This window comes from Promicromonospora noduliphila (genome assembly GCF_056951025.1).
On sequence record NZ_CM167806.1, the window covers coordinates 4,434,784 to 4,460,399 of the forward strand.

General features: G+C 74.3%; 22 protein-coding genes. 3 read left to right on the top strand and 19 right to left on the bottom strand.

The features are described 5' to 3' along the window. Positions 1–5 precede the first annotated feature (5 nt). The 13 genes from AC0QU1_RS19450 to AC0QU1_RS19510 all read right to left on the bottom strand — a co-directional run bounded on the left by AC0QU1_RS19450 (position 6) and on the right by AC0QU1_RS19510 (position 13,491). Positions 6–842 carry a MurR/RpiR family transcriptional regulator gene (locus tag AC0QU1_RS19450; protein ID WP_483571667.1) on the bottom strand — a complete coding sequence of 279 codons (837 nt, stop codon included), beginning with the start codon at positions 840–842 and terminating at the stop codon, positions 6–8. After that, complete coding sequence (locus AC0QU1_RS19455; protein ID WP_483571668.1) at positions 839–2,152, bottom strand: allantoate amidohydrolase; 1,314 nt, start codon at positions 2,150–2,152, stop codon at positions 839–841. Before AC0QU1_RS19455 ends, AC0QU1_RS19450 begins: the two co-directional genes overlap by 4 nt. Further along, positions 2,149–3,468, bottom strand: coding sequence for a pyridoxal-phosphate-dependent aminotransferase family protein (locus tag AC0QU1_RS19460; RefSeq protein WP_483571669.1), 1,320 nt, complete (start codon positions 3,466–3,468; stop codon positions 2,149–2,151). The genes AC0QU1_RS19455 and AC0QU1_RS19460 overlap by 4 nt, the downstream gene beginning before the upstream one ends. After that, entirely contained in the window at positions 3,465–4,904 is a 1,440-nt protein-coding gene (gene allB, locus AC0QU1_RS19465; RefSeq protein WP_483571670.1) for an allantoinase AllB, read from the bottom strand. Before allB ends, AC0QU1_RS19460 begins: the two co-directional genes overlap by 4 nt. Then, positions 4,901–5,977, bottom strand: coding sequence for a factor-independent urate hydroxylase (gene pucL / locus AC0QU1_RS19470; protein WP_483571672.1), 1,077 nt, complete (start codon positions 5,975–5,977; stop codon positions 4,901–4,903). Before pucL ends, allB begins: the two co-directional genes overlap by 4 nt. Continuing rightward, positions 5,978–6,460 carry a hydroxyisourate hydrolase gene (locus AC0QU1_RS19475; RefSeq protein ID WP_483571673.1) on the bottom strand — a complete coding sequence of 161 codons (483 nt, stop codon included), beginning with the start codon at positions 6,458–6,460 and terminating at the stop codon, positions 5,978–5,980. It abuts the gene before it with no gap. After that, positions 6,457–7,167: a 2-oxo-4-hydroxy-4-carboxy-5-ureidoimidazoline decarboxylase gene (uraD, locus tag AC0QU1_RS19480; protein WP_483571674.1), complete on the bottom strand. Its 711-nt coding sequence runs from the start codon at positions 7,165–7,167 to the stop codon at positions 6,457–6,459. Before uraD ends, AC0QU1_RS19475 begins: the two co-directional genes overlap by 4 nt. Positions 7,168–7,239: 72 nt before the next feature. Further along, entirely contained in the window at positions 7,240–7,710 is a 471-nt protein-coding gene (locus tag AC0QU1_RS19485) for a DUF4383 domain-containing protein (protein WP_483571675.1), read from the bottom strand. Between the two features lie 19 nt (positions 7,711–7,729). Continuing rightward, positions 7,730–8,914 (bottom strand): amidase family protein, encoded by a 1,185-nt coding sequence (locus AC0QU1_RS19490; RefSeq protein WP_483571677.1) that lies wholly within the window; start codon positions 8,912–8,914, stop codon positions 7,730–7,732. A gap of 413 nt (positions 8,915–9,327) precedes the next feature. Further along, complete coding sequence (locus AC0QU1_RS19495; RefSeq protein WP_483571678.1) at positions 9,328–10,467, bottom strand: acetamidase/formamidase family protein; 1,140 nt, start codon at positions 10,465–10,467, stop codon at positions 9,328–9,330. Between the two features lie 38 nt (positions 10,468–10,505). After that, positions 10,506–11,126 carry a TetR/AcrR family transcriptional regulator gene (locus AC0QU1_RS19500; protein WP_483571679.1) on the bottom strand — a complete coding sequence of 207 codons (621 nt, stop codon included), beginning with the start codon at positions 11,124–11,126 and terminating at the stop codon, positions 10,506–10,508. Beyond that, on the bottom strand, positions 11,123–12,829 hold the full coding sequence (locus AC0QU1_RS19505; protein WP_483571681.1) for an FAD-dependent oxidoreductase: 1,707 nt from the start codon (positions 12,827–12,829) through the stop codon (positions 11,123–11,125). Before AC0QU1_RS19505 ends, AC0QU1_RS19500 begins: the two co-directional genes overlap by 4 nt. An 83-nt stretch (positions 12,830–12,912) precedes the next feature. Beyond that, positions 12,913–13,491, bottom strand: coding sequence for a TetR/AcrR family transcriptional regulator (locus AC0QU1_RS19510; protein ID WP_483571682.1), 579 nt, complete (start codon positions 13,489–13,491; stop codon positions 12,913–12,915). 88 nt (positions 13,492–13,579) lie between these two features. Here AC0QU1_RS19510 and AC0QU1_RS19515 point away from each other — a divergent pair, with 88 nt between their 5' ends. Continuing rightward, on the top strand, positions 13,580–14,560 hold the full coding sequence (locus tag AC0QU1_RS19515; protein WP_483571684.1) for a DMT family transporter: 981 nt from the start codon (positions 13,580–13,582) through the stop codon (positions 14,558–14,560). Position 14,561: 1 nt separating this feature from the next. Here the strand turns inward: AC0QU1_RS19515 and AC0QU1_RS19520 are convergent, their stop codons facing one another. Then, positions 14,562–15,350: a DUF3626 domain-containing protein gene (locus AC0QU1_RS19520; protein WP_483571685.1), complete on the bottom strand. Its 789-nt coding sequence runs from the start codon at positions 15,348–15,350 to the stop codon at positions 14,562–14,564. Between the two features lie 94 nt (positions 15,351–15,444). Further along, a complete protein-coding gene (locus tag AC0QU1_RS19525) occupies positions 15,445–16,362 on the bottom strand; it encodes a hypothetical protein (protein ID WP_483571686.1) in 918 nt (305 codons plus the stop codon). A 94-nt stretch (positions 16,363–16,456) separates the two neighbouring features. Here AC0QU1_RS19525 and AC0QU1_RS19530 point away from each other — a divergent pair, with 94 nt between their 5' ends. Continuing rightward, positions 16,457–18,043, top strand: a complete 1,587-nt coding sequence (locus AC0QU1_RS19530) for a serine/threonine-protein kinase (RefSeq protein WP_483571688.1) — start codon at positions 16,457–16,459, stop codon at positions 18,041–18,043. 148 nt (positions 18,044–18,191) lie between these two features. On the opposite strand, the gene leuA is transcribed toward AC0QU1_RS19530, so the two are convergent. Next, positions 18,192–20,012, bottom strand: a complete 1,821-nt coding sequence (leuA, locus tag AC0QU1_RS19535; RefSeq protein ID WP_483571689.1) for a 2-isopropylmalate synthase — start codon at positions 20,010–20,012, stop codon at positions 18,192–18,194. 219 nt (positions 20,013–20,231) lie between these two features. Beyond that, positions 20,232–22,298, bottom strand: coding sequence for a DUF7937 domain-containing protein (locus tag AC0QU1_RS19540; protein WP_483571690.1), 2,067 nt, complete (start codon positions 22,296–22,298; stop codon positions 20,232–20,234). Between the two features lie 222 nt (positions 22,299–22,520). Here AC0QU1_RS19540 and AC0QU1_RS19545 point away from each other — a divergent pair, with 222 nt between their 5' ends. Next, positions 22,521–23,330: a 4'-phosphopantetheinyl transferase family protein gene (locus AC0QU1_RS19545; RefSeq protein ID WP_483571691.1), complete on the top strand. Its 810-nt coding sequence runs from the start codon at positions 22,521–22,523 to the stop codon at positions 23,328–23,330. Between the two features lie 2 nt (positions 23,331–23,332). On the opposite strand, the gene AC0QU1_RS19550 is transcribed toward AC0QU1_RS19545, so the two are convergent. Together AC0QU1_RS19550 and AC0QU1_RS19555 are read right to left on the bottom strand one after the other, a co-directional pair. After that, positions 23,333–24,892: an alpha/beta hydrolase family protein gene (locus AC0QU1_RS19550; protein ID WP_483571692.1), complete on the bottom strand. Its 1,560-nt coding sequence runs from the start codon at positions 24,890–24,892 to the stop codon at positions 23,333–23,335. Between the two features lie 44 nt (positions 24,893–24,936). After that, on the bottom strand, positions 24,937–25,545 hold the full coding sequence (locus tag AC0QU1_RS19555) for a PadR family transcriptional regulator (protein ID WP_483571694.1): 609 nt from the start codon (positions 25,543–25,545) through the stop codon (positions 24,937–24,939). Positions 25,546–25,616: the final 71 nt, after the last annotated feature.

A 25,616-nucleotide genomic window follows, 5' to 3' on the forward strand; every position in this document is an offset into this window, starting at 1 on the left:
GCCCGTCACCCCTCGTCTATCTCGCGCAGCAGCGCGTACCGGGCGTCGATCGCCTCGACGCGCGAGCCGGAGCCGTCGAGCGCCTCGTGCACCCGGTCCGACAGCATCGCCACCACGCTGACCGGCGCCACGAGCGAGTCGAAGGCGCCCTTCGTGGTGATGGGACACTCGATCCACCAGGTCACGGCGCCCGCGAGGTGGCGGAGGCTGGCGTCGGCGAGCAGGAGCACGCGGACGCCGTCGGCCAGCAGGGACTCGACCATCTCGCCCACCTTGAGGGCGTGCCGGCGGATCGAGACCACGACCACCACGTCCTCGGGCCCGAGCCCCACCAGGTCGTCGGAGAGCGACTGGCCCGGCCCCGGCGCGAGGTGCACGCGCCCGCGTACCTGGATCAGGTTGCGCCGGAGCTGGGTGGCCGGCCCGAGCGACCCCCTGCGCCCCACGACCACCACGTCCCGCGCCGTCGCGAGCGCGTCGGCGAGCTCGTCGAGCGTGGCCTCGTCGAGCGCCGAGTAGACCTTCTCCAGGTTCTTGACCTCCTGCTCCAGCCGCTCGCGCAGGCCGGGCGACGGGTCGACGGCGATCGGCAGGCCGCGCCCCCGCTGGGCGCGCAGGTTCTCGCGCAGCCCCTCGAAGTCGTCGTAGCCGAGCTTGCGGAACAGGCGGCTCATCGTCGCCTTGGAGACCCCGGCGAGGGCCGCGAGCTCGGTGGCACGGTAGGTGCCCAGGTCGCCGAGGTGGTCCAGCAGGGCGTCGGCGGCGCGCCGCTCCTGCGGGGACAGGTCGCGGTAGCCGACGGCTATGCGGTCCTCGAGCGGCTCGGCCTCGAACGACTTCATCGCGTCTCCCCCGCGAGCGGGACGACGGGCTGATGTGACGCCCCGGCGGGCTGGTGCGCGCGGGCGAGCGCGAGCACCGCCCCCGCGCACGCGTCGAGCGCCACGCCGACGTCCGCCGGCTCCACGTGCTCGTCCGGGTGGTGGCTGATCCCGTCGCGGCAGCGCACGAACAGCATGCCGACGTCGGTCACGGCACCCATCGCCATGCCGTCGTGGCCCGCGGGGCTCCACAACCCGGCCACGTCATCCGGCCGCACGCCCGTCGCCTCGGCGATCCCGGCGGCGACGGCCTCGCGCAGGCGCGGCGCGCAGGTGGTCGACGGCGCCCGGTGCGTCTCGGCGAGCTCGACCGTCACGCGGCGCTCCTGCGCGATGTCGCGCGCGACCGCCGCGATCCGCTCCCACAGCGCGTCGCGGTCGGCGTCGGTGCGGCCGCGCAGGTCCAGCGTGAGCTCGGCGCGGCCGGGGATCACGTTGACGGCGCCGGGCAGCACCTTCAGGTCGCCCACGGTGGCGAGGCAGTCGGTGGCCTTGGCCAGCTCCTCGATCCGGGTGACGAGGTGCGCGGCGGCGACCAGCGCGTCCCGGCGTCGGCCGAACGGGGTACCGCCCGCATGCCTGGCCTCGCCGGTGACCGTGAGCACGAACCGCCGCGCCCCCGCGATCGTGGTGACGTACCCGAGCGGCAGGCCGCGCGACTCCAGCACGGGCCCCTGCTCGATGTGCGTCTCCAGGTAGCCGACCAGGTCGGCCGGGTCCCGCGCGGCGTCGGCCACCCGCTCCGGGGCCAGCCCGAACCGGAGGAACGCCTCGCGCAGGGTCACGCCGTCGGCGTCGGCCTGGTCCCACCAGGCGGGGTCCCACTGGCCCGACGCCGCGCAGCTCCCCAGCAGCGCCTTGCCGAACCGGGTGCCCTCCTCGTCGGAGAACCCCACGACCTCCAGCGCGAACGGCAGCGCCACCTCCCGCAGCCGGTGCGCGACGGCGATGGCGAGCACCACGCCGAGCATGCCGTCGTACTTCCCGGCGTCGGGCACGGTGTCCAGGTGGGAGCCGAGCACGAGCGCGGGCTCGCCCGGAGTGGCGGGGCGCTGGGGGCTGCCGTCGGCGGCGCGGCGGCCCCATACGTTGCCGGCGGCGTCGGTCTCGGTGTCGAGGCCGGCCTCCCGCATCCACCCGGCGACCGCCGTGTTCGCGGCGGCATGCTCGGGCGAGAGATGGACGCGCTCCAGCGCATCGACCCGCGACGAGTGCCGAGCCAGATCCTCGCACCGGGCCATGACCCAGCCGGCGGTGCCAATCTCGCTCATGAGCGCCCTCCCTCGGCGGTGCCCGCGAGATCGGCCGGTGGCATCGAGATCGGTCCATCGATGGACCGATCTCGATGCAACGGACCGACCTCGACGGCCTTAGCGGTCCCGTAGACAGCCAGCGCCGCCTCCACACCGCTGCCCTGCGGGACGCCGAACCCGGCCCGGCGCAGCTCGTGCTCCAGCGCAGCGAGCGTGGTCAGCACGGCGTCGCGGCGGGCGTTGAAGCCCATGGTGCCGATGCGCCAGACCACGCCGTGCAGCGGGCCGAACGACGTGCCGATCTCGATGCCGAAGTCGTCAAGGAGCGCACCGCGGACGGCGTCGCCGTCCACCCCCTCGGGGATGCGCACGGCGACCACGTTGTGCATCTTGTGGGCGACGTCGCCGAAGACCGCCAGGCCCAGCCCGCGCACCCCGGCGAGCATCGCCGCGCCGTTCCGTGCGTGCCGGTCCACGGCCGTGGCCAGGCCCTCGGTCGCCAGGATCCGCGCGCACTCGCGCGCCGCGTACAGCATGGAGGTGGCCTGCGTGTGGTGGTTGAGGCGGCGGGGACCCCAGTAGTCCATGATCTGCGCGAGGTCGAGGTAGTTGGACCGGATGGGTGCGCCGTGCGGGGCGACGTCGTCGGCCGTGCGGATGCCCGCCTCGACGTGCTTGCGCCGCTCGATCGCCGCGACGGCGGCGGGCGAGAGGGTGACCGGTGCGCTGCCCGACGGGCCGCCCAGGCACTTCTGCAGCCCGGCCGTCGCGGCGTCGACGCCCCACTCGTCGGTGTGGAAGTGGTTGCCGCCGAGCGTGGCCGTCGCGTCGACGTACAGCAGGGCGTCGTGCTCGTGGGCGATCCGGCCCAGGTCCGCGAGCGGCTGGGCCATGGTCGTGGAGGTGTCCCCGTGCACGACGGCGACCACACGGGGCCGGACGCGCCGGACGGCGTCCTCGATCTGGCCCGGGTCGAAGACGGTGCCCCACTCGGTCTCGATCGTGTGCACCTCGGCGCCGGCGCGCGCGCCGATCTCGGCGAGCAGGTGCCCGAACCGGCCGAACACCGGGACCAGCACGCGGTCGCCGGGCTCCAGCAGGGACACGAGCGCGGCCTCGATGCCGGCCCGCGAGGTGCCGTCCACGAGGAAGGTCTGCTCGTTCGCGGTGTCCCAGACGGTGCGCCACAGGGCCATGGCCTCGGTCATGGTGTCGGTCATGAACGGGTCGAACTGGCCCACCAGCGGGGCGGCCATGGCCCGCAGCACGCGCGGGTCCGCGTCGATGGGGCCCGGGCCCATGAGGAGGCGCGCGGGCGGGTGGATCTGGGTCATGCGGGCCTCCTGAGCAGGCTCCCCCGGCCCGCCGTCGCGGGGATCGCGCCCGCCACGACGGCGCCCCGGACGGTCAGGCCGTCGTAGGCGCTGAGCTTGTTCTTGTGGGCCAGCTCGGCGGCGCGGAACGTGGTGGTCGCCTCCGGGTCGTAGACAACCAGGTCGGCCGCGGCGCCCTCCGCGATCACGCCCTTCGGGCGAGGCGCCCGGTCCAGGCCGACCAGCGCGGCCGTGTTCGCCGCGGTCCAGCGGGAGACGTCCGCGAGGGGGACGCCGCGGCGCCGGGCGGCGTCCGCCAGGGCGACGAAGCCGGCCTGGAGGCCGGAGATCCCGCCCCATGCCCGCTGCAGGTCGGCCTCGCCGGGCGGGCCGCCGCGGAGCTTCTCCTCGGCCGTGGCCGGCGAGTGGTCGCTGACCACGGCGTCCAGGATCCCGTCGCGCAGCCCGTCCCAGAGCGCGTCCTGGTTGCCGCGGTCGCGGATGGGCGGGCAGCACTTGTAGGCCGGGTCGCCGTCGGGGATGTGCTCGGCGTCGAGCACCAGGTAGTGGTGGCACGTCTCGGCCGTGACGGGCAGGCCCTCGGCCTTCGCCCCGGCCAGCAGGTCGAGCACACGGGCGGAGGACACGTGCAGCACGTGCGTGCGCGCCCCGGTCTCGCGGACGACGTCGAGCAGCCCGGCCACCGCCGCCGTCTCCGCCTCGTCCGGGCGGGAGAGCAGGAAGTCCGCGTACGCGCTGCTGCCCGCGTGCGGCGCCGCCGCGAGCACGGCCGGGTCCTCCGCGTGCACCACCATGAGGCCGCCGAACCGCACCGTCCGGTCCATCGCGGCCAGCAGCTCCTCCGGCCCGAGGGGCGGGAACTCCGGCACGCCCGAGTCCGCCAGGAAGCACTTGAAGCCGAACACGCCGGCGTCCCAGAGCGGCTCCAGGTCCTCGACGTTGCCCGGCACGGCACCGCCCCAGAAGCCGACGTCGCAGTGCAGCTCACCGCGGGCCCGCACGGCCTCGGCCGCCACGCGCTTGGCCTCCAGCGCCGCCACCGTGGTGGTGGGCGGGAGCGAGTTGAGCGGCATGTCCACGATCGTGGTGACGCCGCCGAGAGCCGCCGCCAGCGAAGCGGACGCGAAGCCCTCCCACTCGGTGCGGCCGGGCTCGTTGACGTGCACGTGCGTGTCGACGGCGCCGGGCAGCACCACCCGGTCACCAAGCGCGACGACCTCACCGGAGACCCGCGCCTTCGCCGGGTCCGCCGAGCCCCACCAGACCTGGTGGATCCTGCCGTCCACGACGCTCAGGACGGCGGGCTGGAGCTCACCCTCGATCAGCACCCGCTCCGACGCGATGACCAGGGTGGGCGCCTGGCCTCCTGAGGTCTCGCCTCCTGAGGTCTCGCCTTCCGGCGTCCCGCCCAGGACGACGTCGTCCTCGACGCTCATACGAATCCTCCGATCGTCGACCAGACCGGGTGCTCCGCCGCCTCGGCGGACGGTGCAGGGACTGCGGACCGGGCCGGGTCTCCGGCGGGGTCCGCGGACCGCTGGACCGCCGCCTCGATCAGCCCGTACGGCCGGTCGGCGGCGAAGAACACCTCGCCGGGATTGTCCAGGCCGAACGGCTCCAGGTCCACGAGGAAGTGGTGGTTGTTGGGGCACGACAACCGGATCTCCGCGATGTCGGGATACGCCTCCAGCACCGCGGTACCCATCGCGTAGACGGTCTGCTGCAGCGCGAGGGAGTGCAGGTTCGCGAAGGTCTCCAGCAGGATCGCGCGGACCGCCGCGAACCGGTCGTCGTACTCGGCCGGCCCGGCCACGGCGGCGAAGGAGGGCTCGTACCGCCACCAGGCGGTGATGTCGGTCGCCAGGACCCGGTCGTCGGTCTCGGGCAGCGTGGTGTACCGGTCGCGCGGGAAGCCGGAGAACTCCGACCCCGTCGACTTCAGCACCGTCACGTCGCGCAGGCCCGCCAGCACGGTCAGGCCGGAGGCGTCGGCGTGCACCAACGCCGTCCGCCGCTCGGCGGCACCCCGGACGAAGGCGTGGTCGTGGCCGGTGGGGGCGCCCGGGGTGCGTGCGGCCGCCGTCGCGTCCGATGCCGCGGTGCCACCGACCGCTGCCGTGTCCAACGCCGCCGGGCCGCCTGCCGCCGCCGGGTCCAACGCCGTGGGAACGCTCGCCAGGCGGACCGCTATGCGCTCCCACCCGTACTGCTCCGCGAGCCAGCGGCCGCCCGTGACCTGCGGCTCCCGCGTGAAGTGCCGGGCCAGCCGCAGCAGGAACGTCTCGGGCGAGCCCACGCCGTCGCGCGCGAACGCGTTGATCGTGTTCTTCTGCGTGTCCGTGGCGATGACGCCCGAGTTGTCGCCCGACTCGTGCGTCGCCCGGAAGTCCCCGCGAAGCTGCGAGGTCACGCTCAGGTCCGTGATGCGGTGCCGTGCGGTGTCGCGGTCGACCCGCACCAGCCGCACCTCGGCCTTGCCGTACTGGTTGGGGCCCAGGACTATCGACATTCAGCTCCCCCGGTAAGTCGTGTAGGCGAACGGGCTCAGCAGCAGGGCGACGTGCGTGTGGCCGGGGCCAAGGACGACATCGAGGCGCACCTCCGGGAAGAACGTCTCGCGCCCGTCGGCCGCGAACCAGGGGCCGGTCGCGAACGTCACGGTGTGGCGCCCCTCGGCCACCTCGCCCCAGGCGATGCGGCCGTCGCCGTCGGTCACGGCTTGCTTCACGGCACCGCTGCCCGACGGCGGGGACTCGCCCGGGTGCACCGGGTCGGCCTGGTCCTGGGAGGCTTGGGCCCGGGGAGCCGAGCCGGCCTGAGCCGGGTGCGCCGAGCCGGCGTGGGCCTGCGCCGAGCCGGCGTGAGCCGGGTGCGCCGAGCCGGCCTGGTCTTGCGGCGCCGAGCCGGCTTGGGCCGGGGCGAGCGTGACGGCGAGCCCCGCGGCGGGTCGGCCACGGGCGGCGTCGAGCACATGGGTCGAGGCGGTGCTCATCGGGCCGCCTCGGTGGGTCGCGTCTGCTGTGCAGGCCCGCTGCCGGGCTGGGCGGCCGGACCGGCGGCGGGTTGGGCGGCCTGTCCGGCGGCCGGACCGGCGGCGGGCTGGGCGGCCTGTCCGGCGGCCGGCTCGACAGCAGACTGAGCAACCTGCTCGACTATGGGCTGGACGGCCGAACCAGGGGTAGCCGAACCAGCGGCGGGCTCCGCCGTCGGCTCCTCGGCGACGAGTGCCTCCAGCCGCAGCAGCGCGATCTGCCGGAGCTGCTCCGCGGTGACCAGCGCCTCGGTGACCGGATCGTTGGCTAGGCGCTCGGTCAGGTTGGCGAGGATCTCCTCCGCCGTCCGCCCGGCGGCCCGGACCAGGAAGATCCGGCCGAACCGGGCCTCGTAGGCCACGTTCCCCTCGGCGATCCGGGCGGCTGTCGCCTCGGCCGCCGTCGGCTGCTCGGTGCGGGACAGGCGCGCCTCAGCGCTCTCGCCCGCCGCGCGCTCCCCGATCCGCGGATGCTGCGCGAGGGCGGCGTCGATGTCGGCCGCCGTCCAGTCGGCGGCGGCCCGCATCGCCCGCAGCAGAAGGGCGTCGCGGCAGGTGTACGGCCGGCCGGCCACGACGTCGTCGACCCAGGAGTCGATGTCGGCGCACGGCCGGATCGCCGACGCCGCCTGGGCGGCGGGCAGTGCGTTGAACGTCGCGAGGTCCATGGGACAAACCTAGTTTCAAACCGGCCGCCATGGTGAGACGCGCGTTTCAACTGGGTAAATTCAGCGTCCGGATCACGCGATGTCCGGCGGCACCGCCTCCGTGGCGCCCGGCAGCTCGACCACGCGGGACGGCGCCGGCCACACCGCGATCACGAGGCCGACGAGGGCGCTGCCGAGGTGCAGCCAGTTGTCGGCCTGGTTGAGGTTCAGGTAGTTGATGTCCGGGTTGTTGACGGCGAAGAGCCCGTAGACGAACGCCGCGCCGTAGCCGATCAGGAGGAGCCAGCCGAAGGTGCGCGCGCCGGCCGAGGAGGCCCACGCGCCGATGCCCAGGATCCCGATCACCAGGTGGACCACGTTGTGCAGCGGGTTGATGGCGAAGCCCAGGAGCGTCTGGCCGGGGTCGTGCTCCATGAATCCGGCCATGTCGAACCCGGTCACGTAGAAGCCGGCGAGCCCCACCAGGAGGAAGACCACACCGACCAGAAGGGCAAGCCACTGGTGAGCGCCGCGGGGACGCCGAGTAGCTGTCGCGTGCGTCATGATGCTTCTCCCGTCCGTTTTAAGTGACTTTCACTTCACTTCTATGCCCGTCCGGGTCCACTCGCATGCCGACCGACCCGGCCAGCGCGATCAGCGCCCGGTCCGATCCCGCCGGCCCCACCAGGCAGGCACCCGCGGGGAGACCCGACATCGTCGTGACCGGCACCGACACGGCCGGCAGCCCGCCGATCCCCGCGAGGCAGGTCAGCAGCATCGTGGCCGACCGCGCGGCCTCGGCCTCCTCGGGGCGCGGCGCCACCGACGCGGCGGACGGCAGCACCAGCACCCGCTCCCCCAGGCGGTCCCGGATCTCGGCCCGCGCCTGTCCGACGGCGGCCCGCGCCGCCTCGGCGTCCGCCGCACCGATCGAGCGCGCCCGTTCGAACCGCCCGCGCACCGCCGGCCCGAGCGTGTCCATCCGCGTCGCCAGCCACGCGCCGTGCGTGTCCCATGCCTCGACGGCCTGGAGCGTCTGGAAGGCGGTGAGCCACGCTGGCTCGGGCGCCCACTCGACCGGCTCGGCCCCGGCCTCCCGGGCAAGCCGTCCGACGGCGTCGCGCACCTCGGGCGCGGCCAGGTCCAGTAGGGCATCGCTCACCAGGAGCTGGGCGCTCGCCGGTACGGGTGCGGTGTCGCCGGGGAGCAGTACCTCTCCGACCCGGGCCAGCGTCGCGGCATCCCGAGCAAGCCACCCGACGGTGTCGAACGACGGCGCCAGCGGCAGCAGCCCGCCGTCGGCCACGGTGCCGTGCGTGGGGCGGATGCCCCACAACCCCTGGTACGCGGCGGGCACGCGCACGGATCCGCCGGTGTCGGTCCCGAGCGCGACGCTCGCCTCACCGCCCGCGACGGCGGTGGCGGGGCCCGACGTCGACCCGCCGCTGATCCGCCCCGGCGCGCGAGGGTTGAGTGGGGTGCCGTAGTGCGCGTTCGCCCCCGTCAGCGAGTAGGCGAACTCCTCGGTCTGCGCGATGCCCGCCACGGCGGCTCCGGCCGCGAGGAGTCGCGCGACGGCATCGGCGTGGGACTCCTCGACGGGCGCCGCGGCGAGCCACGCCGGGTTCCCGGCACCGACCCGCTGCCCGACGACGGCGAACAGGTCCTTGACCGCGACGGTCTCGCCGTCGAGCACACCGGATCCGGTCGGGACGGCCAACGGCCCGGGCTGGGGACGAACGCGCCACACACTGAGGTCAAGACCCATGCGCCCATGCTGCCAGGCAGTCCGCTTGCCCGGACCTGGTCACGCGCGCATCTGAGATCGCTAGGTTGCGCTGAGGTCGGCCCATTGCCCGGGCCCGTCCGTTGCTCAGGGTCGGCCGCTCGCCTCGAGATCGGCCGGTTGCATCGAGATCGGTCCATTAATGGACCGATCTCGGGACAAGCGACCGAAGTCGATGAGTTCGGTCAGTCGTGGGACCGAAGTCGACGTGCCCAGCCAACCAGCGGACCGAAGTCGAAAGGCCCAACCCATCATCGGACTGAAATCGATGAGTTCGGTCAATCCCCAGGGCCGAAATCGAAGGGCCTAGCCCCATCATCGGACCGACGATGCCCGCCCCTCCAAGACCTCAGTCCGCGACACAACTTCCCGCAACCCTCAGATTCCCGCAACCCTCAGCTCAGCGCGAAGTCCACCTTCCGGATCCGCGCGTGCACACCCTTGACCACGTCCACGACCTGGGAGATGTCGAAGTCCGTCGCCGCCGACAGGTACGCGTAGGCATGCGCGGGCGACATCCCGTACCGCGCCCCCAGCAGCGCGATCGCGGCCCGCACGCAGTTCTGCACTGCGACGTCGAGGTCGCGGTCCAGCCCGGTCGGGACCAGGTACTCGGCGGTCTCGGCGAGCGGGCCGGCCAGCTCCCCGAACGCGGCGACGGCGTCGGCCGCCGGGATCAGGTCGAAGCCCAGCCGCACGCGCAGGGACGCCTCGAAGGCGGTGAGCGCCACCTCGCCGTCGCCCTGCGCGAAGTGTGGGTCGCCCACGTAGGCGAGCGCGCCGGCCACCTGCACCGGCAGGTACAGCGTGGACCCGGCGCCCAGCAGGTTGATGTCGAGGTTGCCGCCGAACGGCCCCGGCGGCACCGAGTGCGGCCGCTCGTTGCCCGCCGCGGCGACGCCCATGATGCCGAGGAACGGGTGCAGGTCGAAACGGACCCGGCCCTCGGCACCCTCGGCGAGCGGGATCGAGCCACGCCCCGCGCCGTCGGCCCACGCGTCCACCTGGGCGAAGACGCTCACGACGTCCGCCCCGCCGGCCGGGTGCTCGCCGGGCAGGGAGCCGCGGCCGTGCCGGTTGGAGATCACGCCGTACGGGACCCGGGGCTCCGTCGACAGCACTCGGATCGCGAGCAGGTCGCCCGGCAGCGCCCCGCGCACCTCGACCGGCCCGGTCACCACGTGGCCGCCGTGCGCGCCGTCGTCCGCCTGCCCCGGGGCGACCGGCAGGCCGGGCGTGCGTGCGCCCAGGCGGGAGCGGCGGGCGGCGGCGAGCTCGACGGCGTCGGCCAGGACGGCCTGCTCGGCCACGCCGCGCTCCGCGAAGTACGCGAGCGGGTCGCCGCCCTGGTCCTCCAGGATGCCCTCGTGGGACAGCGTGTCGACCACCACCTCCTGCCCCGGGTCCACCGACAGCACCGCGCCGTCCGCCGCGCAGGGCAGGCGGCCCCAGTACGCGGTCTCGACGGAGGTCGGCAGGTACGCCGTCCCGGCGGGGAGGTCGGTACCGGGCTGGAGGATGGTCTGCTGGTGCACGGGCCGAGGGTACACAGCCGGCCCGCGCCCGGCGGCGCCTACCGCGGGATCATCCCCGCCTGCCCGTAGACGGCGCGCAGGTAGGCGAGCAGCTCGTCGGCGTCGGGCGGCTCGGGGCGCAGCAGCCGGTACATCACCGCCCCGACGGTCATGTCGATGAGGGCCTCGATGTCCGTGCCGGCGGGCAGCACACCCTCGTCGACGCCCCGGGACAGGACCGTGTGCATGGTGCGCCGCCGGGGCAGGATGTGGTTCTCCCAGAACGCCGTCATCAGGCCGGGATGCGTGACGCTGGAGCCGAAGAGCTGGGCGAGCATCGCCCGGTAGCCCGGTTCGGCGAGCGTCCGGGCGGCGGTGGGCAGGGCGTCGGCGAGCGCCCGGGAGACCTCGGCGTACGACAGGCCGTCGAGCTCGTCAGCGGCGGGGTTCGGCATCTCACCACGCGCCGACTCGACGGCGGCCGCGATCAGCTCGTCCTTGCTCCCCCAGCGCCGGTACACCGTGAGCTTGCCGACGCCGGCCCGGCGTGCGACCTGCTCGATGCTCGTCCCGGCGTGGCCGTGCTCGGTGAACAGCTCGAGGGCCGCGCGCAGGATCGCCTCGTCCGCGCGGGGGTCGCGCGGGCGGCCGCGGCCCCGCGGCGGTTCGACGGCGGTCACCGGGCCCGGCCCTCGCGCAGGAGCCCGGCCAGCCAGGGCGCCGCCCCCGCCGGGTCGGTCCCGCGCCAGGCCAGGTGCCCGTCCGGGCGCACGAGCCACGCCTCCGGCACGCCGTCGGTACGCGTGAGCCGCGCCGGCCCGACGTCGCCCCGCGACGCACGGCCCTGCGGCGCACCGTCCCGCGACGCACCGCCCCACGACGCACCGTCCGGCAGAGCACCGCCCCGCGCCGCGGCCCCCCGCTCGACGCCGCCCCACTCCCCGCCGTCCCGCCCGCCGCCGCGCACCTCCCCCGACGGCGGCACCAGCACCACCCACTCCCCACCCAGCTCGCTGTGCAGCCGAGCCGGACTCCCGTCGGCGCGGACGCAGTCGAGGTTCGGCACCCGGTCGCCCACGCAGATCCGGCGGCCGAGCCGGGCGGCCACCCGCTCGGCCAGCCCGGCACCCAGCGGCCCCGACCGGTAGCTCACCCAGAGCTGGGAGGCCGTGAACGTGGCCTGGCGCTGCAGCCACGGCTGGTTGAAGACCCGGACCAGCACCCGGTCCCGCACGAACCGGGCCACGGCGCTGCGGGCCACGTTGACCCGCGTCAGGTTCGTGGTGCCGCGCAGCACGTCAGCGGCAAGCGGTCGCCGCTCGGCCTGGTAGGTGTCGAGCAGCGCGTCGGACGCCAGCCCGCGCGCCACGTGCGCGAGCTTCCAGGCCAGGTTCTCGGCGTCGCCGAGCCCGGTCAGCATGCCCTGACCGCCGAACGGCGCGTGGGCGTGCGCGGCGTCGCCCGCGATGAAGACCCGCCCGCGCCGGTACTCGTCGGCCAGCCTGCGGTGGATGGTGAACTCCGACAGCCACACGGCATCCAGGATCCGCGCGTCGCGGCCGGAGCGCTCGGCCAGGATCTCCCGGAACCGGTCCAGGATCTGCGTCTCGGTCAGGCGGCTGCGCCGGCCGTAGGCGTCGGCGGCCCGCAGCCCGTCGGCGTCCGCCTGCTCGTCCAGCGTGGCGCTCGCCGGGTCGTACGCGATCAGGCGCCACAGGTCGGTCCGGCCGTCGGCGTCCGGCATCGGCATGGCGCCGAGCAGGCCCGTCGGGTGAAGCCACGCGGTGGTGCCCGCCCGGTCCAGCGTCCAGTCCAGGTGCACGTCGGCCAGCAGGAACCGCTCGCTCAGCCGGACGCCGGGGGCGGTGATGCCCGCGGCCTCGCGGACGACGCTCCTCGTCCCGTCGCAGCCGACGAGCCATCGCGCCCGCACGGTCCCCCCGCCGTCGAGCCGGGCGGTCACGCCGTCGTCGTCCTGCACGACGCCGGCCACCCGCGTGCCCCACTCCGGCTTCACGCCCAGCTCCGCGAGACGGCGCCGCAGCTCACCCTCCACGAGGGCCTGCGAGACGAGCATGGGCGGGGCGGGGGTCCGCAGGCCGGGGTCGCCGAACCGGACGTGCATCACGGGCCGGTCGCCCAGGTAGGTGACGATCTGCATCGCCGGGACCGAGCGCTGGGGCAGGTCGCCGAGCGCGCCGAGCCGGTCGAGCACCTCCGACCCCCGCGCGTGCACGAAGTTGGCCCGCGACGTCGTCGCCGGGGCGGGCCGGCGGTCCACGACGCGCACGTCGACCCCCTGCAGCCGGAGGCCGCAGGCCAGGGCGAGCCCCGTCGGCCCAGCCCCGACCACGAGCACATCGGTGACGCCGTCGTCGGTCATGTCTGCCTGCTCCTTTTATTAACGGACCGGTACCGTTAACAAAATAGCGCGACGAGGCCGCGAACGGAAGACCCCCACTTCTTCTAGGCGGACGGCGCGAGCAGCGCCCGCGCCGCCGCGCACGCCGTCGCGAAGGCCTGCGGCTGCGCGCGGGTCGTGTGCGCCACGATCGCACCCTCGTAGAGCAGGTGGATCTGCGCGCCCAGGCCCTCGGGGTCCGAGTGCCCGGCGTCGCGCAGCAGCTCCGTGAACACCCCCAGCATGTCCCGCTTGTCGGCCAGGATCACCGCGTTGCCCGGGTGCGTTGTACCCCCGATCTCCGCGTGCGCGTTGACGAATGCGCAGCCGCGCAGGTTCTCGTCGGCCCACTCCCCGGCGAGCTCGAGCGCCGCGACCACCCGCTCGTAGCCCGCCACCCCGCGGGCGGCGAGCCGCTCGTCGAACCACGCCCGCCAGCGGTCGTGCCTGCGGGCCAGGTAGGCGGCCACGAGCTCGTCCTTGGACCCGAACCGGTCGTAGAGCGTCTTCTTGGTGACCCCCGCCTGGTCGGCGATCAGGTCGACGCCGACGCCGCGGATGCCACGTTCGTAGAACAGCTTGCTCGCCACCACGATGATCTTCTCGCCGGCGGGCGTGTGCGGGTTGGGGATACGTCGGGGCACGGGAGCCTCCGTCCGGTCTCGGGTGTGCTGACGTGCGTGTTTGCCGGTGCACTGCGAGTATACCGACCTGTGTGGTTACCTGGGAGGTATGAGAACGAGCCTCCTGCGACAGCTCGCACCCGCCCTGCTCGTGGTGCTGTGGAGCTCCGGCTTCGTGGGCGCCGCCTTCGCCGCCCCGGTCGCGCCCGCCAGCACCACGCTCCTGTGGCGCTACGCCCTCGCCGCACCGGCGATGGTCGTGGTGGTGCTGCTGCTCCGCCGCCGGTACGGACTGCGCTACCTGCGGCGCGAGACGGTCCTGGGCGCCCTCGGGCAGGCCGGGTACCTCTACGGCGTGTTCCGCGCCGTAGAGGAGGGCCTCCCCGCGGGCACCGCCGCCCTGCTCGCCTCGCTGCAGCCGGCGCTCGTCGCCGTCGTCATGTCCCGGTTCGGGCGCGGGGGCGGACGGCGCCAGGCGGTGGGCCTGGCCATCGGGTTCGCCGGCGTGGCGCTCGCCGTCGGACCGCCCGCCCTGGCCGGCGGCGCGGAGGCGCACGCAGCGCTCTGGGCCGTCTCTGGCATGCTCTCGCTCTCGGCCGCCGCCGTGCTGGGCGACCTGTGGCCCGCGCCGCTCCGGTCCGACGGCGGGCAGCACGACGTGCTGGACTCCCTGGCGGTGCAGAGCGTGGTCGCGGCGGCGTTCTTCACGGCGGTCGCCCTCGCGGGCGGGCACGCGGCGCCGCCCGCCGACCCGGTCTTCTGGCAGGCGGTCGCCTGGCTGATCGGCCTGTCGTTCCTCGGCGGCTACGGCATGTACCTGTACGTCCAGCGCACGAGGGGCCCGGTGGCGGTGAGCACCTGGCTCTACCTCACCCCCGCGGTCTCCGCCGCGTGGGCCTGGGCCATGTTCGGCCAGGAGCTGCCGCTGCTCACGGTGGCGGGGTTCGCCGTCAGCCTGGCGGGCGTGCTCCTCACCCGCCCCGCGGCACCAGGCCGACGGCGGTCCGCCGCCCTCGCGCGGCTCGACCGACTGGTGACCGCCGGGCCGCCGGCGCGCGCGGCGAGAGCACCTCAGCGGCCCAGCACGTAGCTCACCAGGCGTGACCCCAGCGGGCCACGTGGTGCCAGACCTTCTTCAGGTCCTGCGGCTGGTGCTTCCCCGCGCGGACGGCGTCCCCGATCGCCCGCGCATCCAGCCACCCGTCCGGCGTATGGTCGGCCGCGACCGCCCGCGCAACCTCCACGATCTCGGGCCCGCGGAACTCCGGCCGCATCGCCAGCTCATCCACCCGCAGGCGGAACCCGTGGTGCCACTCGACGGCGACGCCGAGCCCGCCCGCGGCATCCGCCACCGCAGTGCCGCGGTAGCAGGGATCCAGCACGAGCGCCTCGACGTCGTCGGGCAGCGCGACCGCGGCGTGCACCTGAGCCTCGACGTAGTCGTCCAGCAGGTCGTGGACGCCAGCCGCGGTGTCGGCGTCCGCCAGGCGGACCAGCGGCGCCGGGTCGACGGCGGCGAAGTGCTCCGGCTCCAGCACCGAGTCCGGGTAGCAGAAGGTGGTGCGCCCCAGCACGTGCGGACGCAGCCGCAGGTGGGCGGACCCGAAGCGGACGGCGGCGCCCGCCGCCCGGAGCCGGTGGTTCAGCGCGCCGTAGCGCGGACGCTCGTGGGGTTCGACGGCGTCGTACCGGCCGGCGAACATGCGCTGCTCCCAGCGCCACCGGTCGCCGCCGTGGTGCGCGGTGAGGCCGCCGTTGCTGGTCCCGGTCTCGAACTGGGAGCGCCACACCCGGTCGTGCGCGAGGCGCTCGATCAGGGTCTCGCTGCCGTCGGCCACGAGCCGGTCCGGATGAAAGTTGATGGTGACCGGCCAGCTCATGCCCGGATGCTACCCGGCGGACAGGTGCCACCGTCCACCTGGAGCCCGGGGAGGACTGAGACCCGGCCGGCCCCGAGGGGCCGGCCGGGACGGCTCAGTCCTGGACCTCGAGCATCCGGCGGCGGGCGCGGATCATCGCGGCTCCCGCTGCCGTGAGGCCGAGCGCCACACCGGCCGCGACACCGACGTTGCCGCCGGTCTCCGCCAGCGCGCCGGGGCCCTGCGCCTCGTCGATCGGCGTGATCGGCACGATCCCGGAGTCGTAGCCGCCCTCGCCGTTGCCCACGGGGATGGTGCCGCCGTCGTCCGAGCCGCCGTCGCCACCATCGCCGTCGTCACCACCGCCCGGGAGGTCGCCCCCGGGGCCGCCGGTCGACGGGCTCTCGAGCAGGTCGTCCACGAGGCCGCCGTCGCCGGTGGCCGCGCCGATCGTGCCCGGCAGGTCGCCGTTGCCGAGGTTCTCGCCGATGGAGCCGACGTCGCTGATCAGCTCGCCGCCCAGGTTGTCGGTCAGGCCTCGCTCGGGTCCGTCGGCGCCCAGGACGTCGTCCACGGCACCGCCCTCGCCGGCCACGGAGTCGACCGCACCGGAGACGCCGCCCACGACGTCCTCGACGGGACCCGGGTCGGCGGCCACCGGGACGGGGGCCTCCTCCTCGGCCGGGGCGCCGGCGCCCGTCACGCCCTGCACGACGTCGTCGACCGCGCCGTCCTTGCCGGCGACCGAGTCCACGACACCCGTGACGCCCTTGACCGTGTCGTCGAGGGCGCCGTCCTTCTTCGTGACCTGCCCGACGGTGTCCGTCACCTGGTTGAGCGTGGTGTCGACGGCGCCGCCGTCCCCGACCAGCGCGTCGACCGTGCCCGAGAGGGCGCCGCCCAGACCGCCGGTCGACTGCTCCGCGCCCGGCGTGCTCCCGTCGGCCGCCGAGGCGGACATGGCGCCCGCGACGATCAGACCGCCCGCGACGAGCGCGGACGGGAGCGCGCGGCTCACGAACTTCCTCTTCATGTCTCCCCCTGTACCTGTGTCATGGCGAGCGAACGCGCATCACCAACGCGCCTCACCATGGCGGAAATGCCGGGTTAATTCAAGGATATCCGGTATGTTTTCCACCATGATCGCGCCAGGCCCAGGGGCAGCCCCGCAGATCCAGCCACTCGAGCCGTCCGACCCGACCGAGCTGGGCGGCTATCAGCTTCTCGGCCGGATCGGGGCCGGCGGCATGGGCGTGGTGTACCTCGCAGAGACCCGTACCGGCCGGAAGCTCGCCCTCAAGGCGATCCTGAAGGAGTACGTCCAGGACCCGGAGTTCCGCACCCGGTTCCGTGCCGAGGTCGCCACGGCGATGAAGGTGCGCGGCCGGTTCATCGCCACCGTGATCGACGCCGATCCGGACGGTGCGCAGCCGTGGCTGGCCGTCGAGTACGTGGCGGGTCCCGCCCTCTCCGCCGTCGTGCGCAGCCAGGGACCGCTGCCCGAACCCGACGTGCGCCGGATGCTGGCCGGCGTGGCGGAGGCCCTGCGGGCCGTGCACCAGGCCGGCATCGTGCACAGGGACCTCAAGCCGTCCAACATCCTGCTCGGCCACGAGGGGCCGTTCGTCATCGACTTCGGCATCGCGAAGGCGCTCGACTCGACGTCGCTGACCCGCACCGGCCTGAAGGTCGGCACGCCCGCCTTCATGGCGCCGGAGCAGGTCCGCGGGGGCGTCTCGACGCCGGCGGCCGACGTCTGGGCGCTCGGCGCCGTCGGCCTCTACGCCGCGACCGGGCAGCGCGCGTTCGGCGAGGGCGACACCACCGTCGTGTACTACCGCGTGGTCCACGAGGAGCCGGACCTGAGCGGCTGCCCGCCCTGGCTGCTCCCGCTCGTGCAGGCCTGCCTGGCCAAGGACCCGGAGGCCCGGCCGAGCCTCCAGGAGGTGATCGACTTCCTGAACGGCGTGCCCGCCGACGTCCGGACCGCGACCACGAAGATCGTCCCGGGACCGGACGTGCCCGACGTCGAGCTCCCGGACGAGGACGACGCCACGGCGCTGCGGGACGACAGCACGGTGCTCAAGGTGGAGCCGCAGGAGCCGACGCCGGAGCCCGAGCCGGAGCCCCGCCGCAGCCTGCTGTCCCGGCCGGCCACCTGGCTGGTCGCAGCGGCGGGTGTCCTGATCGTCGGCGGTGCCGCGACGGCGTTCGTGCTGGGCATGCCGACCGGCAGCCCCGGCGCCGACCCGTCGGGGTCGCCGTCCGCGGCATCACCGTCGCCGACGTCCGCCATCGACGAGTGCCTGGTGGGCCGCTGGGAGCAGCAGGACCTGACCACGGAGGTGGCCACCGGCGACGGCGCCGTCCCGGCGACGGGCTGGACCGGGCGCGTGGTGGAGTTCCGCGCCGACGGCACCCAGGTGGCCTCCTACGACGACGCCGAGCCGCTCAGCGCCGAGACCTCGAACGGGGTCTACACCGAGACCTGGAGCGGCACGGCGACCTACACCGTCTCGACGGACGGCGGCACCCTCACGTTCGAGGACGTGGACTTCAGCCAGGCCGAGGTCACCCGGGAGCTGGGCGACGCCAGCGAGACCCACGAGCCGGACGGCCTCTCCCAGCCGATGCGGTACACGTGCGACGACACGACCTACACGGAGCAGGGCGCCGAGACCCCGTGGGACGCGACGTACACCCGGATCGACTGACGCCGCCGGCCGACGCCGGGCCGCTGGCCCCCGGCGTCACAGAACTTCCCTTTGAGACCGAGGTTTCTTGGCTTTGAGGCGGTTCAAAGCCAAGAAACCTCGGTCTCAAAAGGAGTCGTCGGCCAAACGGGCCGCCGACGGCGGCGGATCAGCCCGCGGCCCGCTCCGCCCTGTTCACCGCCGAGACGATCGCCTTCAGGGACGACAGCGTGATCGACGGGTCGATGCCGACGCCCCACAGGACGTCGTCGCCCACCGCGCACTCGACGTAGGCCGCCGCGCTGGCGTCACCGCCCTCCGAGAGGGCGTGCTCGGCGTAGTCCAGCACGCGTACCTGCACGCCCACCTGCTCGATCGCGTTCACGAACGCGTCGATCGGCCCGTTGCCGACGCCGGTCAGCGTGTGCTCGACGCCTCGGTCCAGCACGTCCACCTCGAGCGTGTCCTGCTCGCCCTCCGCCGAGACGGCGCGCGTGCCGCGGAGCTGCAGTCGCCCCCACGGCTCCAGCCCGGACGGCGAACCCTCCTCGACCGGCAGGTACTCGTCGGTGAAGATCCGCCAGATGTCCTCGGCGGTCACCTCGGTGCCCTCGGCGTCGGTCACCTCCTGCACGGCGCGGGAGAACTCGATCTGCAGCCGCCGGGGCAGGTCCAGGTTGTGCTCGCTCTTGAGCAGGTAGGACACGCCCCCCTTGCCCGACTGCGAGTTGACCCGGATGACCGCCTCGTAGGACCGGCCCACGTCGCGCGGGTCGATCGGCAGGTACGGCACGCCCCAGCTCAGGTCGTCGACGCCGACGCCCGCCTCGGCCGCGCGCCCGGCCATGTGCTCGAACCCCTTCTTGATGGCGTCCTGGTGCGAGCCGGAGAACGCCGTGAACACCAGGTCACCCACGTACGGGTGCCGCTCGTGCACGGGGAGCTGGTTGCAGTGCTCGACCGTGCGCCGGATCCCGTCGATGTCATGGAAGTCGATCTGCGGGTCGACCCCCTGCGAGAACAGGTTCATGCCGAGCGTCACCAGGTCGACGTTGCCCGTGCGCTCGCCGTTGCCGAACAGGCAGCCCTCGATGCGGTCCGCGCCGGCCAGGTAGCCGAGCTCGGCCGCCGCTACCGCCGTGCCCCTGTCGTTGTGCGGGTGCAGCGACAGGATGACGTTCTCGCGGTGGTTGAGGTGGCGGCTCATCCACTCGATCGAGTCGGCGTACACGTTGGGCGTGGCCGCCTCGACGGTAGCGGGCAGGTTGATGATGACCTTGCGCTCCGGCGTCGGCTCAAAGACCTCGATGACCTCGTTGCAGATGCGCGCGGCGAACTCCAGCTCTGTGCCCGTGTACGACTCGGGCGAGTACTCGTAGTAGATCCGCGTGTCCGGCAGGGTCTCCTCGAGCTTGCGGCACAGCTTCGCGCCGTCCAGCGCGATGTCCACGATGCCGTCCTGGTCGGTGCGGAACACGACCTCGCGCTGCAGCACGGACGTCGAGTTGTACAGGTGGACGATCGCCTGCTTGGCGCCCGTCAGCGACTCGTACGTGCGCTCGATCAGGTGGGCGCGGGCCTGCGTGAGCACCTGGACCACCACGTCGTCGGGGATCCGGTCCTCCTCGATCAGCTTGCGCACGAAGTCGTAGTCGGTCTGGCTCGCCGACGGGAAGCCGACCTCGATCTCCTTGTAGCCCATCTTCACGAGCAGCTCGAACATGCGCAGCTTGCGCTCCGCGTCCATGGGCTCGATGAGGGCCTGGTTGCCGTCCCGCAGGTCGACGGCGCACCAGCGCGGCGCCTTCTCGATGCGCTTGGTGGGCCAGGTGCGGTCCGGGAGCTCCACGGTGATCTGCTCGTGGAAGGGCCGGTACTTGTGCGTCGGCATGCCCGACGTCTGCTGCGGGTTGTCCTCGATGATGCCACCGGCTGTGCCGAACACGGGATCGCCGTGCGTGGGGGCAGGGGTGGCGGTGCTGCTGCTCATGATCTGTGCGTCCTCCGGTTTGAGTGACCTTTGACAGGCGGACGGCCCGGGTCACGGGCCGCGGCCGGCATCACGAAGCCACCGCGGCGAGGAACCGGCCTGTCTAGGCCTCGCCGCGGCAGAGAAGGAGGAGGCTCATCGCCGGGTGCACGCTGTCACTGTACCTCGCTGGTCGTGCTTGTCGAGACCGGTCTCGCCAAGCACGACCAGCGGCCCACGTCAGCGGCGGTTGCGCAGCGCCGCATCGACCTGCGGTTCGCCGAGCGCGCCCAGCCAGTCCAGCAGCGCCGGGTAGGTCGAGGGGTTGGCGGCCACCTGCGGCCGCAGGTGCGGCGCCTCCTGCACGATCTTGGCCAGGTCGGCCAGCGGCGTGGCCGGGTCGAGCGCCTGCGCGGCGGTCCAGCGCCCGGCCACGGGCGGCAGCACGGCCGTGCTCCGCACGTCCTCCCCGCCGTCCGACGGCGCCTGGGTCGCCTGCTGCCCGTTGTCCACCTGCCCGTTCTCCACCTGCCCGTTCTGGATCGGCCGGATGCGCGCCGTCTCCTGCGCGGAGCTCGCGGGGCGCTGCGCCGAGGTTGCGGGACGCTGCGCGGGCGCCACCGGCGTCGCACCCGAACCCACCGGCGGCATGGTCGCCGTCTCGCCCACCTGGGCGGGCATGTCCTCGACCGTGCGCATCGAGCCGAGCGGGACCTCGCCCGACACGGGCTCGGCGGGCCCCACCGGGATCACGCCGCGCTGGGCGGCGACCGCCCCGGCCACGGTCCGCACGGCGCCCGTCGAGGTGACCCGGCGCGGCTCGGCGGGCCGGCGCAGCTCGGGCGTGGGCCGCACGGGCTGCTCCGGCAGGGCAACCGGCTCCGCCTTGTCGCCCTTGGGCCGCGGCGGGGCCCACACGTAGGCCTGGCTGCGGTCGACGTCCGACTCGCCGCCGATGCCCACCGTCTGGAAGTGCTCGCGCACGGCCTGCGGCACCATGAGCGCGGACGCCGCGACACACGGCAGGCCGAGGGCCATGAGCAGGTCGCCGAGGTCCACGCCGAGGCCAGCGCCCGACGTCGCGATGACCACCACGAGGCCCAGCACGCCCGCGACGCAGGCGGCGCCGACGGCGGGCACGTGCCCGGTGCCCGGGTCCCGCAGCAGGGAGCGCCGCGCGAACCAGGCGACGCCCGCGACGACGACGCCGAGCACGAGCCGCACCACGAGCGTCACGTCGAAGCCGGGGTCGATGATCTGGACCAGCGCCGCGAGCGCGCTGCACACCGCGAGCAGCACGATGACGTCGAACGCGCGGACCGCCACCCGGACCCAGACGCCCGCCGCCCGCTCGGTGCTGACCACGACGTCGGCCGCCGGGTCGCGCCGCACGGCGGGCGAACCGGCCAGCGCGGCCGCGAGCGGGAGCAGCACCAGGCCGAACCGGCTCGGGTCGGTCACGCCGGGGCGCATGGACTCCATGCCGGTCAGCGCGCCGCCCGCGGTGAAGACGAAGAGCAGCGCCAGCACGATGCCGACGGCGACGAGCACGAGACGCGAGGGCCGGTCGTGCCGCACGGTGCCGCCCACCAGGAGCCAGGCCAGGCCGAGCGCCAGCACGAGCCACACGGGCGCCAGGAGCCGCTCCCCCAGCGTCGCGTCCTGCGCGAGCTCTGCGAACAGCGTGGCGAGGACGGCGCCCAGGGCGATCAGCACGCCGACGCCGGCCAGCCCGAGCCGCCAGCCGCGCACCACCGCGCCGTCCTGCTCGACGGGGCCCAGCTCGCTGTCGCGCGGCGTCGCCGCGAGCGCCGCACCGGCCAGGGCGAGCCCGAGGCCGGTGCCGACGCCGGTGCCGCCGCCGAGGTCGAGCACGAGGTGGATCAGGCCGATCACGGCGATCGGGAGCCCGGCGAGCAGGCGGGTGCGCCGGGTCGAGTGCACGGTCCAGGCGACGGGCAGCACGGCGAAGCGCGCGAGGTACGGCAGGGACAGCGAGGCGAGCGACAGCGCGACGGCGAGGACCACCTCGACCCGGTCGGCCGAGCGGTCGACGAGGTTCCACGGGAGCGCGAGCGACACGAGCAGGGCGAGCGCCGCGATGACGTCCCGCACGTAGTCGGCGACGGCGATGTTCGCGAACGGCCTGACGACCTCTGGGTCCTCCGGCGTGGCGTCCGGCCCGGCCTCCGGCGAGATCGTGGCGACGTGCTCGTGGTCGAGCCGTTCGGTCGGGGCGCCGTTCGCGTCCTGGTCGACGTCGGCCGAAGTTCTCTCGTCACGCTCGGAGGCGCGCTGGTCCATCATCCGTTCACTCCTCGATAACGCCGCTGGTCGAGACTGGGGAAAGTGTGGCTGGCGGCGCTGGGGTCCACGACGTTTGTACCCGCTCGGCACGGGCCCTGTCAGGCCCAACCACGGCGAGTCCGGTCACACCTGCATTTCTGCGCACGTCCATCACATCCGGCGCGTGGGTGGAAGAACCGCGATCGGCGGCAGCCGACCGCACGTCGAGGTCAGGAGAACGCAGTGGACTCTTACGCCGCACCGGCACCCCGCACCTGCGACGTCTGGCTGGTTCCGGTCCGACGCCGGGAAGCCTGGACGCGCCTGCTGACCGTACCGGATCGCGAGCAGCTCGTGGGCCTGGACGAGGCGGCGACGGAGGTGCACCTGACGTCGCGGGCCGCGCAGCGGCTGATCCTGTCCCGCTACCTGGGCGTTCCCCCGGAGGAGATCGTCGTGGACCGGTGGTGCGAACGGTGCGGCGACCCGCACCACGGGCGCCCGCACGTGCCGGGGGTGGCCCTGGACTACTCGGTCTCCCACACGCGGGCCTGGGTGCTGGTGGCCGTGGTGGGCGAGGGCCGGGTCGGCGCCGACCTCGACGCCCGCCCCGCCACCGGCGACCTGGACGACCTGGCGGCGGCCGCGCTGACCCGGGCGGAGCACCATGCGTGGCGCCGCCTGCCGGCCCGCGACCGCGCCGACGCGCTGCTCGCGTCCTGGACCCGCAAGGAGGCGACGACCAAGCTCACGGGGCACGGCCTGGCGATCCCGCTGCGCGACCTCGACGTGACCGGCCCGCGCCCGACCCTGGTCACGGCCGACCCGTCGGTCCGGCTCCCGCACCCCCGGCCGTACCTGACGCACGTGCCCGCGCCGGCGGGCCACAGCGCGGCGCTGGCGACCACCACCCATGTGGACCAGGTGCGGCACCTGCGCCTCCCGGACGCGGTGCCCGACGACGTCGCGGCGCGGACGGCGGCCCGCCGGGAGCCGGAGCTGTCGCCGCTCGCCCCGTCCGCCGCCGTGGAGCCGGCCCCCTACTCGGCCTGAGGTCAGATGCCGAGCTGGTAGGCGCCCCAGTACGCCAGGGTGACCAGCAGCGCCGTCGCGCCCAGCACCGTCGCCCAGAAGCCAGTGGAGACCACCACGGCGGCGGCGCGGCGCGGCGCGACACGGATGGTCTCGACGGCCTCCGCCACGGGCCGCACGACCCGTCCCCGCAGGTCGCGGACGCGGTTCAGCAGGAGGGCCGCCGCCACGACGGCCGCGATCGCGAGGAGCCGCACGGCGATCCAGCCGCCCTGCACCACCAGGGCGTCCTTCTGGTAGTCCAGGGCGAGCCGCGCGACCGCCCCGAGGTACGCCACCAGGCCCACCGTCGTCGCGACCGAGCCGACGCCCAGCCCTGTCAGCGGTCCGCGCAGCCCCGGGGCGAGGCGGACGCCCGGGCGACCGGACCGCCGTCGGGCAAGGTGGCCTGCCAGAACGGCGCCGCCCACGAGGAGCGGGCCCACCACCAGCAGGCCCGCGGCGGTGACGACCACCCCGACCAGCCAGTCGCCGTCGCCGTACCACTGCGGCTGCGGCACGGGCGCGGCGAGGTAGAGCTGCTCGGGCTGGGCCCCGGCCACCTGCGGCGGGGCGGACGCCGTGGCGGGCAGCCCGAGCACCCAGTCGGCGACGTCGGCCGCGAAGTCGGGGTGCAGCACCAGGCCCTCTGGCGTCTCCACGTTGATGCCGTGGTTCGCACGCTCGTAGAACCGCACGGTCACGTCGTCCGCGGCGGCCAGGAGCTCGCGTGTGCCCTGTTCGAGCGGCATCGAGGCGTCCTTGGTGCCGTAGACGGCGAGGATCGGGTCCTCCTGCTTCTTCAGCCACGGCCGCACGTCGAAGTCCGCGTACTCGAACCCGCCGCCCGGCACCCTCATGCCGACGGCGCGCGGGATCGCCCGGAACACCCCGGCGGGCACGTCCGTGTTCCGCAGGTAGTTGTCGACGGCGTACGCGGCCTGCTGCCGGGGCGGCACCACGGGGGCCGAGACCAGGATCTGGAACGCGAGCCGCGGGTCGTCCACCATCATCACCGGGGACACCCACGCGCCCTCGGACTCGGCGTACAGCCCCACGTCCTCCGGGTCGACGCCGGGGACCTCGCGCAGGTAGCCCACCGAGTGGGCGTAGTCGCGCGCCATGGCCTCGTAGTCGCGGTGCCGGGTGGAGTAGTTGTCGAGCCGCTTGTCCGGCACGAGCGTGGTGATCCCCGCGCTGGCCAGGGCGGTGGCGGCGAGCGTGAAGGCGTCGGCCGCCTTGCCGGTGCCCGCGCCGTGCACGAACACGATCCCGGGGCGCTCCGCCGGGCCGTCGACGGGCTCGCGCAGCAGCCCGCCCACCTCCAGGCCGTCCGCGAGCGGGATCGTGACGGGCGACTCGCGCACCTCGTAGTCGCCGGGCTCTCCCGTACCGGGCGGGACGCCGCCGATCGCCGTCGACGTCGTGGCCGGGCGCAGGTGGTCGGTCACGGGCTCCGGCTCCCAGGCCGGCCCGGCGACGGCGCCGGTCACGGCCAGCGCGACCAGGATCGCGGCGGATGTGGCGACCGTCCGAAAGAACACCTTCGGATGTTACGCCCGGCGCCCCGAACCCTCGATCCGACGCGTCATTCGGGCGGGCGGTTCGCGAGCATCTGAGCGGTGTCCCAGGTCAGGGCGCCCGAGTGCAGGTCGCCGACCACCCCGCGCACCCAGGCCAGCTCGGCGCGCGTCACGGCGATCAGGTGCTCGTGCTCCAGCAGGAGCACCCGGGGCAGGCCCCCCTGCTCCCGGCTGATCGCCTCCTCGCGCTCCGCCTGCTCCAGCGCGGCCGCCAGGGCCGTCGCACGCTCGGCGAGCCGCTCCGCCACCAGGTCCGGACTCGTGATCGCCACCACGGCCAGCACCGCGCGGAACTCCGGGAACTCGCGGGCAGGCGTCGCGAGGGCCGCGTCCATCCAGCGGCGCAGCGCCTCGCGGCCGTCGGCGGTCAGGGCATAGACGATCCGGGCCGGGCCCGTGTCGGCCGCCAGCTTCTCGCGCACCTCGATGAGGCCGTCGCGGAGCAGCCGGTCGATCGTCTGGTAGACGCTGTTGCTGCGCGCCACGTTGACGACGTCGTCCTTGCGCCGCGACTTGATCAGCCGCTGCATGCGGTAGGCGTGCATGGGCTCCTCGGCGAGCAGCGCCAGCAGCACCATCGCGAGCGGCGAGCGGGGCCGGGACTCCTGGTTCACGGCGCCCAGCCTAGATCGGGATCGCCCGATCACTCGGGGCGCCTTGCCATCTTATGGTTAGCCATTTTATG